Origin of the sequence: Streptosporangium amethystogenes subsp. fukuiense (assembly GCF_042665875.1) — a bacterium.
Taxonomy (GTDB): domain Bacteria; phylum Actinomycetota; class Actinomycetes; order Streptosporangiales; family Streptosporangiaceae; genus Streptosporangium; species Streptosporangium fukuiense.
In genome coordinates this window covers 3494458-3507343 of record NZ_JBHTEE010000001.1, presented here as the reverse complement: position 1 = coordinate 3507343, position 12886 = coordinate 3494458, and the positions used below count along the sequence as shown (strand labels likewise).

Sequence of the window (12886 nt, the reverse complement as noted above, 5' to 3'; positions counted from 1 at the left end):
CACTCTCATGTCCGAAGACCGGAAGCTCGTCGAGTACCTGAAGTGGGTCACCGCCGATCTGCACGAGACCCGTCGGCGGCTCGAAGAGGTGGAGTCGGGCAGGCACGAGCCGATCGCCATCGTGTCGATGTCATGCCGCTTCCCAGGTGGGGTCGGCTCTCCTGAGGATCTGTGGCGGCTGCTGTCCGAGGGACAGGACGCGATCTCTTCGTTCCCGGCCGATCGGGGCTGGGAGGTGGAGGCGATGTCGGCGATGGGTATTGTGTGTCAGGGCGGGTTCCTGGCGGATATGGCCGGGTTTGATGCGGGGTTCTTCGGGATCTCGCCGCGTGAGGCGATGGCGACGGATCCGCAGCAGCGGCTGCTGCTGGAGACCACCTGGGAGGCGGTCGAGCGGGCGGGGATCGACCCGGTCTCGCTGAAGGGCAGCCACACCGGGGTGTTCGTGGGCACCAACGGCCAGGACTACATGAACCTGCTCATGAGCAATCAGGTGGATACGCAGGGCTATGGTGTCACGGGTCTGGCGGCCAGCGTGTTGTCGGGCCGCCTGTCCTACACGCTGGGGCTGGAGGGTCCGGCGGTGACGGTGGACACCGCCTGCTCGTCCTCGCTGGTGGCGTTGCACATGGCGGCACAGGCGCTGCGGCAGGGGGAGTGCTCGCTGGCGCTGGCCGGCGGCGTCACGGTGATGACGTCGCCGTTGGCGTTCGTCGGGTTCAACGGGCAGGGCGGAATGGCGCCCGACGGGCGGTGCAAGGCGTTCTCCGACACCGCGGACGGCACCAATTGGGGCGAGGGTGTCGGCGTGCTCGTGCTGGAGCGGCTGTCGGACGCGCGCCGCAACGGCCACCAGGTGCTGGCGGTGGTTCGAGGTTCGGCGGTCAACCAGGACGGTGCGTCCAACGGGTTGACCGCGCCGAACGGTCCCTCGCAGCAACGGGTGATCCGCCAGGCGCTGGTCAGCGCCGGTTTGTCGTCGGCCGAGGTGGACGCGGTCGAGGCGCACGGGACCGGCACGGTTCTGGGTGACCCGATCGAGGCGCAGGCGCTGCTGGCGACCTATGGCAAGGATCGACCGGAGGACCGGCCGCTGCTGCTGGGGTCGATCAAATCGAATCTCGGTCACACCCAGGCCGCCGCGGGCGTGGCCGGTGTGATCAAGATGGTGCTGGCGATGCGGAACGGCATGCTGCCCAAGACGCTACATGTCGATACTCCCTCCTCGCACGTGGACTGGTCGGCCGGCGCGGTGGAGTTGCTGACCGAGTCGGCGGAGTGGCCGGAGACCGGTCGTCCGCGCCGGGCGGGTGTGTCGTCGTTCGGCATCAGCGGCACCAACGCACACATCATTCTTGAGCAGGGGCCGGAAGCACCGGTAGGAGAAAAGGCTCCGCAGGACCGGGTACCGGGTGTGGTGCCGGTGCTGGTGTCGGCCAAGACGGGGCGGGCGTTGCGGGCGCAGGCCGAGCGGCTGGTGTCGTTCCTGGACGATGAGCCTGGTCCGGGTCTGGCCGACACCGCGTTCTCGCTGGCCACGACGCGGTCGGCGTTCGAGCATCGGGCGGTGGTGCTGGCCGAGGGCCGTGATGGGGTGTTGGCCGGGCTGCGGAGTGTGGTCGAGGACCGCCCGGGTGTGGGGGTGGTGTGCGGGGTGGCCGGGGTGGAGCCGCAGCTCGCCTTCCTGTTCACCGGTCAGGGCAGTCAGCGGGCCGGGATGGGCCGGGAGCTGTATGACCGCTTCCCGGTGTTCGCGGCGGCGTTGGACGAGGTGGTCGCGGAGCTGGACCCGCTGCTGGACGGGTCGTTGCGGGAGGTGTTGTTCGCCGAGCCGGGCACGGCCGAGGCGGAGGCGCTCGACCAGACCGGGTGGGCGCAGCCGGCGTTGTTCGCGCTTGAGGTGGCGTTGTTCCGGTTGGTGTCCTCGTGGGGTGTCAAGCCGGATGTGCTGGCCGGGCATTCGATCGGGGAGATCACCGCGGCCCATGTCGCCGAGGTGTTGTCCCTGAGTGACGCGTGTGCGCTGGTGGCGGGCCGGGCGCGGTTGATGCAGGCGCTGCCGCCGGGCGGGGCGATGGTGTCGGTGCAGGCCTACGAGGAGGAGATCGAGTCGTTGCTCGCCGAGCGCGAGGGCGAGGTGTCGGTCGCCGCGATCAACGGCCCGGGTTCGGTGGTGATCGCGGGCGTGGAAAAGGGGGTCCTCGATGTCGCCGCCGCGTTGGAGGAGCGCGGGGTGCGGACGAAGCGGTTGCGGGTGTCGCACGCGTTCCACTCGCCGCTGATGGACCCGATGCTGGAGGACTTCCGCACGCTGGCGAGCAGGCTCACCTACCGTGCGCCGAAGGTTCCGATCGTGTCCACCCTGACCGGGCAGGCGGCCACGGCCGAGCAGCTGTGCTCGCCCGGCTACTGGGTCGAGCAGGTCCGCGGCGCGGTCCGGTTCGCCGACGGCATCCGCACCCTGCGCGCACAGGGTGTGCGGGCGTACCTGGAACTCGGCCCCGACGGCGTACTGACCGCCATGGCCCAGGACACCGTCGCGACCGAGCCGGAGGCACATGCGCACGAGTCGCACACGGTGCTGGTGCCGGTACTGCGTAAGGATCGGGACGAGCATGTGGCGGTGATGACGGCGCTGGCCCGGCTGCATGTGCACGGGGTGCCGGTGGACTGGCGGGCGGTGCTGCCGGGCGGGCGCCGGGTCGACCTGCCCACCTACCCCTTCGAGCACCAGCGGTTCTGGTTCGAGAGCACCGGCTCCGGCATAGGGAACGTGGCGGCGGCGGGACTGGCCGCGACGGATCATCCGCTGCTGGGTGCTGCGATGTCGCCGGCCAACTCCGACGGGGCGGTACTGACCGGGCGGTTGTCGGTGAAAGCGCAGTCGTGGCTGGCCGATCACGTGGTGGCGGGCTCGGTGGTGGTGCCGGGTTCGGCGTTCGTGGAGCTGGCGGTGCGGGCGGGCGACCAGGTTGGTTGCGACCTGGTGGAGGAGTTGACGCTGGACGCTCCGCTGGTGCTGGGTGCGGGTGACGCGGTCGCGGTGCAGGTGTGGGTGGATGCCGCGGAGGAGTCGGGCCGTCGGAGCGTGAATGTGTATGCCCGTTCGGCGGACGCGGCCGACGAGGTGCCGTGGGTGCGGTACGCGACCGGTACGCTCGCCACCGGGATTCCGGAGGTCGTGCCGTTCGATGCGGCGGTGTGGCCGCCGGCCGGGGCGACCGCGATCGAGCTGGAGGGGTTGTACGAGGAACTGGCCGAGGACGGCTTCGCCTACGGCCCGGTCTTCCAGGGGCTGCGGGCGGCCTGGCGGCGAGATGACGAGGTGTTCGCCGAGGTCGCGCTGCCGGAGCAGGCGGTGTCGGACTCCGGTTCGTTCGGGGTGCATCCCGCGCTGCTGGACGCGGCGCTGCACGGGGTGACCTTCGCCGGGCTGGACGATTCCGAGGGCGGTTTGTTGCCGTTCTCCTGGGGTGAGGTGTGCCTGCGGGCCGCCGGGGCGTCGGTGTTGCGGGTGCGGCTGGTCGGAACGGGGCCGGATGCGGTGTCGCTGAGCGCGGTGGACGCTGCCGGGGAGCCGGTGCTGTCGGCGCGCTCGGTGGTGTTGCGGCCGGTCTCGGCCGAGCAGTTGGCGGTCTCCGATGGTGTCGGCGCGGGCCGGGAGTCGTTGTTCGGGGTGGAGTGGGCGTCCGTGGGCGGTATGCCGGAGGCCGGTCAGGTGCCGTCGATACCGGTGGCTGTGCTGGGGGTGGACGCGTTGGGTGTCGCTTCCGCGTTGCGGGCGGCCGGGGAGCCGGGCGGCCTTCCGGTGCCGGTGCACGCGGAGCTGTCGTCGCTGGCTGAGGAGGGTGCGGTTCCGGCCGTCGTGATGGTGGAGGCGGTCTCCGATCCGGCGGCCGGGGTGGTGGAGTCGGCGCACGCGCTGACCGCTCGCGTTCTGGACCTGTTGCAGGGCTGGCTGGCCGATGACCGGTTCGCCGATTCGCGTCTGGTGTTCATCACCCGGGGCGCGGTCACAGCGGGTGGCGGCGAGGTGGTCACCGATCTGCCGGCTGCGGCGGTGTGGGGCCTCGTCCGTAGTGCTCAGTCGGAGAACCCGGGCCGGTTCCTGCTGATCGATGTGAATCGGGAATCCCCGCTGTCAGGACTGCCAGGGGTGCTGGCCAAGGCGTTCTCCTCAGGCGAGTCGCAAACCGTGGTGCGCGATGGTGAGGTATGGGTGCCGCGCCTGGCGCGAGTGGCGCCCGGCGCTGACCCGGAGGGGGAGGCGAGTCGGGTCTGGAACCCGGAGGGCACGGTGTTGATCACCGGTGGCACCGGTGGTCTGGGCGCGCTGTTCGCGCGGCATGTGGTGGCCGAGCGGGGTGTGCGGCGTCTGCTGCTGACCAGCCGCCGGGGTCTGGACGCCCCGGGCGCGGTGGAGTTGCAGGCCGAGCTGATCGCACACGGGGTCGAGGTCACGGTCGCCGCCTGTGACATGGCCGACCGCGACCAGGTCGCGGATCTGCTGGCCGGGATCGATGCCGACCATCCGCTGACCGCGGTCATCCACACCGCCGGTGTGCTGGCCGACGGCACGATCCCGTCGCTGACCCCCGAGGGGCTGGACGCGGTGCTGCGGCCGAAGGTGGACGCGGCCTGGCACCTGCACGAGCTCACCCAGGACATGGATCTCGCGGCGTTCGTGCTGTTCTCCTCGTTCGCGGGTGTCATGGGAGCGCTCGGGCAGGGTAACTACGCGGCGGCGAACGTGTTCCTGGACGCGCTGGCGGAGGCGCGCCGGGCCGGAGGACTGGCCGGGCTGTCGCTGGCCTGGGGTGCCTGGGCGCAGGACGCGGGAATGACCGGCACGCTGAGTGAGATCGAGATGCGGCGGATCAGCCGACCGGGGATGCCGCCGCTGTCGGCCGAGCAGGGGCTCGCGACGTTCGAGGCGGCGACCGAGGTGGATCGGGCGACGGTGGTGGCCGCGCGGCTGGAGCTGCCGGTGCTGCGGGCGATGGGCGAGGCGCCGCCTTTGCTGCGCGGCCTGGTGCGTGTGGGGCGCCGGTCGGCGGTATCCGCCTCCATGGGCGGGGACGGGGAGTTGGTGCAGCGGCTGGCGGGGCTGGAGCAGGCCGAGCAGGTACGGCTGATGGTGGAGTTGGTGCGCGCTCAGGCGGCGGTGGTGCTGGGACACGAGTCGGTGGACGCGATCCAGCCGGGACGGGAGTTCCGTGAGCTGGGCTTCAACTCCCTGAGCACCGTTGAGCTGCGTAACCGGCTCAACGCGGTCACCGGGCTGCGGCTGCCGGCGACCATCATCTTCGACTACCCCACTCCGGCCAGCCTCGCCGAATGCCTTCTGGAGGAGATCGCGCCCGGAGCGAACACCGTGGTGGAACTGTCGTTGCTGGCCGATCTCGACCGGTTGGAGACCGCGCTTTCCGGCAACGCGCTCGACGACCTCACCCGGAACGGCATCGCGACCCGGCTGCGGCACCTGCTGGTGAAGGTGAGCGAGAGCGGCACGGAAACCAGTGAAATCGCTGTCGCAGGCATGCTCGAATCGGCGAGTACCGAGGAGATCCTCAACTTCATCGACAACGAACTGGGCCGCTCGAAAGACCTGTGATTCGAGCCCGCGTCTGAACAATGTGAAGGGCCACTCTCATGTCCGAAGACCGGAAGCTCGTCGAGTACCTGAAGTGGGTCACCGCCGATCTGCACGAGACCCGTCGACGGCTCGAAGAGGTGGAGTCGGGCAGGCACGAGCCGATCGCCATCGTGTCGATGTCATGCCGCTATCCGGGCGGGGTCGGCTCTCCTGAGGATCTGTGGCGGCTGCTGTCCGAGGGACAGGACGCGATCTCTTCGTTCCCGGCCGATCGGGGCTGGGACATGGAGGCGATGTCGGCGGTGGGTTTCGAGTGTCAGGGCGGGTTCCTGTCCGATGTGGCGGAGTTCGATGCGGGGTTCTTCGGGATCTCGCCGCGTGAGGCGCTGGCGACGGATCCGCAGCAGCGGTTGCTGCTGGAGGGGGTGTGGGAGGCGGTCGAGCGGGCCGGGATCGATCCGGTCTCGCTGAGAGGTAGCCACACCGGGGTGTTCGTGGGCACCAACGGCCAGGACTACATGAATCTGTGCCTGGAAACCGGGACAGACGTGACGAACTATTTCCTCACCGGTGCGGCGGCCAGCGTGCTGTCGGGTCGCCTGTCCTACACCCTGGGCCTGGAGGGCCCGACGATGACAGTCGACACCGCGTGCTCGTCGTCCTTGGTGGCCGTGCACCTGGCGGCGCAGGCGCTGCGGTCGGGCGAGTGCGGCCTGGCGCTGGCAGGCGGCGTCACGGTGATGGCCACCCCGCTCAGGTTCCTCGGCTTCGGCGTGGAGAGCGGAATGGCGCCCGATGGCCGGTGCAAGGCGTTCTCCGACACCGCGGACGGCACCACCTGGTCCGAGGGCATGGGCATGCTGCTGCTGGAGCGGTTGTCGGACGCCCGCCGCAACGGCCATCAGGTGCTGGCGGTGCTGCGCGGTTCGGCGATCAACCAGGACGGTGCGTCCAACGGGCTGACCGCGCCGAACGGCCCGTCGCAGCGGCGGGTGATCCGCCAGGCGCTGGCCGGTGCCGGGCTGACTCCCGCCGAGGTGGACGCGGTCGAGGCGCACGGCACCGGTACCAGGCTGGGTGACCCGATCGAGGCGCAGGCACTGCTGGCCACCTACGGCCAGAACCGTGAAGCCGACCGGCCGCTGCTGCTGGGCTCGATCAAGTCGAACCTCGGGCACACGCAGGCGGCCGCGGGTGTGGCCGGTGTGATCAAGATGGTCATGGCGATGCGGCACGGAGTGCTGCCCAGGACACTGCACATCGACACCCCGTCGTCGCACGTGGATTGGACCTCCGGCACGGTGGAACTGCTGACCGAGCAGGCCGAGTGGCCGCAGACCGGCCGTCCGCGCCGGGCGGGGGTGTCATCGTTCGGAATCAGTGGCACTAACGCGCACGTGATCATCGAACAGGGACCGGAGGCGCCGCAGGCCGAGCCAGGTATGCAGGACCCGGCGTCGGCGGCGGGTTCGGTGCCGTGGGTGGTGTCCGCCAGAAGTGGCGGGGCGTTGCGTGCGCAGGCGCGACGGCTGGCGGCGCATGTCAGTGCGCACCGTGAGCTGAAGCAGGGGGATGTGGGTTTCTCACTGGCCACGACTCGGTCGGCGTTCGAGCATCGGGCGGTGGTGCTGGCCGGCGATCGTGATGGTGTGCTGGCCGGCCTGCGGGCCGTTGCCGAGGACCTGCCGGGTGCGGGTGTGGTGCGCGGTGTGGCACGGGCGGAGCCGAAGCTCGCGGTGTTGTTCACCGGTCAGGGGAGCCAGCGGGCGGGGATGGGCCAGGAGTTGTATGGGCGGTTCCCGGTGTTCGCGCAGGCGTTGGACGAGGTGATCGCGGAGCTGGATCCGAGGCTGGAGCGGGAACAGGCCGGGCAGCCGGACGGTGGGTCGGTCGAGTGGGTGGGCCGTTCGGTGCGGGAGGTGCTGTTCGCCGAGCCGGGTAGTGAGCGGGCCGGGTTGCTGGATCGGACCGGGTGGGCGCAGCCGGCGTTGTTCGCGGTGGAGACGGCGTTGTTCCGGTTGGTGTCCTCGTGGGGGGTTCGGCCGGCTGCTTTGGCGGGGCATTCGATCGGGGAGATCACCGCGGCGCATGTGGCCGGGGTGCTGTCGCTTTCGGATGCGTGTGCGTTGGTGGCGGCACGGGCGCGGTTGATGCAGGCGCTGCCGTCGGGTGGGGCGATGGTCGCGGTGCGGGCCGCCGAGAAGGAGGTCGCCGAGCTGCTGGCGGGACGCGAGGGTGAGGTGTCGGTCGCGGCGGTGAACGGCTCGTCCTCGGTGGTGATCGCCGGGGTCGAGGAGGCGGTGCTCGCGCTCGCCGCGGTCCTCGAAGGGCGCGGGGTGCGGACCAGGCGGTTGCGGGTGTCGCACGCGTTCCACTCGCCGCTGATGGACCCGATGCTGGCGGACTTTCGCGCCCTGGCCCGGACGCTCACCTACAGCCCGCCACGGATTCCGCTGGTGTCGACGGTGACCGGGGAGGCGGCCCCGGCCGAGCGGTTGTGCTCGCCGGACTACTGGGTGGACCAGGTGCGCGGCACGGTCCGGTTCGCCGACGGGGTGCGCACCCTGCACCATCAGGGCGTACGGGCCTACCTGGAGCTGGGCCCCGACGGCGTGCTCACCGCCATGGCGGGAGACACCCTCGCGGCGGAGCCGGACGTGGTGCTGGTGCCGGTACTGCGCAAGGACCGTGATGAGCAGACCGCGGCGATGACGGCGCTGGCCGAGCTGCACGTGCGCGGGGTGCCGGTGGATTGGCGAGCGGTGCTGCCGGCCGGGCGCCAGGTCGAGCTGCCGACGTACGCTTTCGAGCACCGACGCTTCTGGCCCGAGGCGACCGGTTTCCGTACAGGGGACGTGGCGGTGGCGGGATCGGTCGCGGCGGATCATTCGCTGTCGGCTGCCGCGGTGGGCCCGGCCGTGTCGATACCCGAGGCCGACACGGCGCGGGAGCGGTTGCGCGGGCTTGGAGAAGCGCAGCAGTACGAGGTGCTACAGGAACTGGTGCAGCGTCATGCGGCTGCCGTTCTCGGCCACGGCGACCTCTCAGCAGTCGATTTCGAACGTGATTTCTTCGAGCTGGGCTTCGACTCGCTCACCGCGACCGAATTGCGTAACTCCCTTGTCAAGGCGGTCGGCTGGGAATTCCCGCTGATGGCGGTGTTCGAGAACAAGAATTCCGCTGGTCTCGCCCGTTGGTTGCGGCATGAGCTCGCCACCCGGGCGAATACCGGCCAGGCGACTGCGACCTCGGCGGCCCATGGGGACGACACCCTGGCGGAGTTGTTCCGCGGCGCTTTCCGCGCCGGGAAGGCGCAGGAGGCGTTCGGATTGCTGTACGCCGTGGCGCGGACCCGGCCCATGTACGACGCACCCGTCGACCCGCGGGAAATCCCTCGACCGGTGCCACTGGCCAGTGGCGCGGCTCGGCCCCGCCTGATCTGCGTGAGTTCGGCCACGGTGACCGGTGGAGTTCATCAATACGCTCGGTTCGCCGCGCACTTTCGTGGGGAGAGACATGTCTCGGCGCTTCCCCTGCTCGGCTACGCCCTCGGTGAGGGCCTGCCCGCCACGATCGACATCGCCCTCGGGAGCATCGCGGAGAGCGTCGTGCAGGCCAGTGAGGGGGAACCGTTCGTGCTCGTCGGTCATTCGGCCGGCGGCGTTCTCGCTTACGGCGCGGCCGGTGTACTGGAGAAGTCGGGCATCTCCCCGGAGGCGGTGGTGATGATGGATTCTTTCCATCCCCGCGCAGGTGGCGACTCGCAGATGCTGTCCGAGCAGGTGCTGCAGTACATCCTGCAGATGGAGACGGTTTTCGGCGAGTTCAACAGCGCGCGACTGTCCGCTATGGGGTATTGGTCGGCAATTATGGCCGACATCAAACTGGCAGACGTGAACGCGCCCGTGCTGTTCGTGCAGTGCGCCGAGCCGTTCTCCGACGTCGAACCTGAATCGGACTACTGGCGGGCGACGCCGTTCGACCCGTCGCATGCCGTACGGACGATCGAGGCGAACCACTTTTCGATGCTCGCCGAGAAGGCGGCGGACACGGCCCGTCTGATCGACGGCTGGTTTCGGCGGGAACACTGACCGTCGCGAAACCGGCAGGGAGGACCGGCCGGACCTGAAACGATCACAAGTGTGAGTCGCCCGGAGCGCCGGACCGGCCGTCACCGGAGGCCGGTTCACCGGGGCGGCGCGGCGGCCCTCGGGGGTGTGGAAACCGGTGGCCACTAGTGATTGTGCGAGTCGCTTCCGCGGTTCACTGTGTCCAGGTGGCACAGGAGGGGTTGTCAGGCCAATGGATAGTGTGGTTCCGCCCAGTGAAGAACAGACGGATCGCCGGCCGGTGGATGGTGGTGCGGCGGGTCTCGAACTGTCCACGTTGCGGCTTGAGCAGTCGGGCCGGGTACTGACGGTGCGGGTTGACGCCCCGCCGTTCAACTACATGACCTCGCCGATGCAACGGGACTTCATCCGGCTCGCCGAGGCGGTGGAGCACGACGTCTCGATCGGTGCGGTCGTCGTCACCGGCGCGCTGCCCGGCCGGTTCATCACGCACTTCGACATCTCCCACATGTCCTCGCAGGTGGATGGCACGCCAGAGATCTCCCACGCGGCCGCGCAGAACCTGTACCGGACTGTGCGGGCCATGACAGGTTTGGGGGGTGAACGTCTACTCGCCCGTTCCTCGCTCAAAGGACTGCTCACGGTAGCCCGGTTCCATGACATGGCGCTGCGGCTGATGCACTCCCCGGCGGTGTGGATCGCCGCGGTGAACGGGCCGTGCGGTGGCGGTGGCCTGGAGATGTCGGTCTTCTTCGACATGCGCGTGTCGGCTGATCGTGATGCCTGCTTCGGCCTGCCCGAACTGTCGTTGGGGCTGAACACCGCCCTGGGCGGGCAGCGACTCGTCCAGCTCGTCGGGCCGTCCCGAGCTTTGGAGATGATGCTCGAAGCGCGTTTCTACGCACCGCAGGAGGCTCTGGAACTGGGTTTGGTGAACCGGGTGGTGCCGGCCGAGGAACTGCTGGACACGGTCCAGCGGATGGCGGAACGCTATGCCAGGCGACCGCGGAAGGCTGTGGCCCTGCAGAAGCGGATCTTCAACGACGCCCATTCCACCTCGGCCCGGGCCAGCCTTACCCAAGAGGCCATCGCCGCGTTGATGAGCATGTCATCACCGACCACCCAGGCCGCTATGCGGCGGTGGTCGCAGATGCAGGAGGGCACCAACGGCGACTCGGTGTTCCTTACCCAGCCCGAACCCTGGACCGAGGGCACCGCGCTCGACATGAACGTTCCTACGAGCGGACCGACGCCGCCATGATCGGTACCTTCTCGCCACGGTGGGGAAGGCGGGAGCGCGCCCCGTCCCGGTCTCGCTTTGATCGGCGCCACCGAGCGCATCGCAGTGCGGCCTCGGACGCCGGTAAAAGGGGCCCTGCGCCCCCGGTACGCGGGCGCCCGCTGTCAGAGGATCTCGCGGTTGAAGGTTCGAGTGCCCCACCAGAGTGACATCACGGTTATCGCCACAAGTAGGGTGCCGCCGATGACCACTGGCTGGAAGGCGTAGTAACCGGTGAAGGTCGCCCTTGCGAGATCGGCGACCCACGTAAGCGGATTGCATCGCGACAGGATGTAGAGCCACTCAGGTGCCAGTCCGGGTGTTATGGGCATCAGAATGCCTGACAGGAGCGTCAGCGGCAGCAGGCCTGTGCTGATCATCGTGGTGAAGATCGGCTCGTTCTTGGCCAACAGCGCCACTGTGACCGAGCATGAGGTGAGTGTGAGGGTGAGCAGTGCCCCGACGGCCAGGGTCAACAGCGTGCCGATGACGGTTATGGGAAGATCGAAGAGTATCCAGGCCATCAGGAACACCAGCATGCTCTGGATCGTCGTCTGGAACATGCGCATCATGACATTGCCCAGCAGGAGCGCCGTGCGGCTGGCCGGAGTGACCCGCATGCGCTCGAGCACCCCGGTGCTCAGGTCGCTCAGGAGTTTGTATCCGGTGAACGCGCTGCCCATGAGCACCAGATAGATCGTGATGGCGGGTGTCATGACCATCCAGGCGTTCCCGGTCAGGAAGCCCGGCGAATCCTTCATGACTCCGACCATCAGCGGGGCGAAGAGCAACAGCCAGGTTATGGGCTGGGCGATCTCCAGACCCATCCGTAGCAGGGACCTGCGTGCGAGGAGCAGCTCGCTCCGGAAGATCAGCGTTGCGTCGCGAAACACGGGTCACGTCCTGTCGGGGGTCGACGCCTTGGCGATGGCGTCCTCACGGATGCTCCGGCCGGTCAGCAGCAGGAATATGTCGTCAAGGGTCGGTCGTACGACTTGGATCGAGAGAGCGGGGATGCTCGCGAAGTCCAGGGCGCGTATCAGATCAGGGATCACTGCCTCTCCCTTTGGCACCTGAAACCGCACGCTGTCTCCCCTGACCAGAGGTTCGCTCGCATCGGGGAGGCGCGCGGCGATGGCGGCCGTGGCCTGGACCATGTCCGTCGGCACCGTGATCTCGACGCGGTGTCCGGACACCTTCGCCTTGAGGGCCTCGGGAGTGCCTTCCGCGATGATTCGCCCGTGGTCGATGATGAGCACACGGTCGGAGAAGGCATCGGCCTCCTCCAGGTAGTGGGTCGTGACGAACACGGTGGTGCCCAGTTCGGCGCGTAGCATGTGGACGCGCTTCCACAGGGCCGCCCTGCTCTGTGGGTCCAGTCCGCTCGTCGGCTCGTCGAGGAACACGACAGGAGGCGAGTGCACGAGCCCGAGAGCGACGTCCAGGCGGCGGCGCTGTCCACCGGACAGCGTGCTGGCCAGCCGCTTCTCCAGAGCGGTCAGCTCAAGCTGCTCCATCACCTCTCCGCAGCGGCGCCGTGCCTCGGCCTTCGACAGTCCGTACAGCCTGCCCTGCAACTCGAGTTCCTCGAAGACCGTGTGCTCGCCGCTGGTGCCGCCGCCCTGCGCTATGTAACCGATGTGTCTGCGGACGCCCGCCGGATCGGCCAGCAGATCACAACCCGCGACGATGGCGGTGCCGGCGGTCGGTCGGAGCAGCGTGGTGAGCATCCGAAAGGAGGTGGTCTTACCCGCTCCGTTGGGACCCAGCAAGGTGACGCATTCACCTGCCAGCACATCGATGTCGATACCCTTGACCGCGTCGACCTGCTGACCGTTCGCGTGGAAACTGCGTGCCAGCCCACGGGTTGTAATCATGGAAACCCCTTTCGCCGCAGATGGCTAGCAGTGACACTAGGTCTCCAAAACCCGTGAAATCACC

General features: G+C 68.9%; 5 protein-coding genes. 3 read left to right on the top strand and 2 right to left on the bottom strand.

All coding sequences use genetic code 11. The annotated features are described in order from the left end of the window. The first annotated feature begins 7 nt into the window (after positions 1–7). The 3 genes from ACFQVD_RS15130 (at position 8) to ACFQVD_RS15120 (ending at position 10927) form a co-directional block, all read left to right on the top strand. Entirely contained in the window at positions 8–5614 is a 5607-nt protein-coding gene (locus ACFQVD_RS15130) for a type I polyketide synthase (protein WP_343967966.1), read from the top strand. 38 nt (positions 5615–5652) lie between these two features. Further along, on the top strand, positions 5653–9687 hold the full coding sequence (locus ACFQVD_RS15125; RefSeq protein WP_343967964.1) for a type I polyketide synthase: 4035 nt from the start codon (positions 5653–5655) through the stop codon (positions 9685–9687). Between the two features lie 259 nt (positions 9688–9946). After that, on the top strand, positions 9947–10927 hold the full coding sequence (locus tag ACFQVD_RS15120; RefSeq protein ID WP_343967962.1) for an enoyl-CoA hydratase/isomerase family protein: 981 nt from the start codon (positions 9947–9949) through the stop codon (positions 10925–10927). 143 nt (positions 10928–11070) lie between these two features. On the opposite strand, the gene ACFQVD_RS15115 is transcribed toward ACFQVD_RS15120, so the two are convergent. Together ACFQVD_RS15115 and ACFQVD_RS15110 are read right to left on the bottom strand one after the other, a co-directional pair. Further along, positions 11071–11838 carry an ABC transporter permease gene (locus ACFQVD_RS15115; protein WP_343967959.1) on the bottom strand — a complete coding sequence of 256 codons (768 nt, stop codon included), beginning with the start codon at positions 11836–11838 and terminating at the stop codon, positions 11071–11073. A gap of 3 nt (positions 11839–11841) precedes the next feature. Then, the gene (locus ACFQVD_RS15110) at positions 11842–12822 is read right to left on the bottom strand and encodes an ATP-binding cassette domain-containing protein (protein WP_343967957.1); all 981 of its coding nucleotides are present in this window, start codon (positions 12820–12822) and stop codon (positions 11842–11844) included. Positions 12823–12886: the final 64 nt, after the last annotated feature.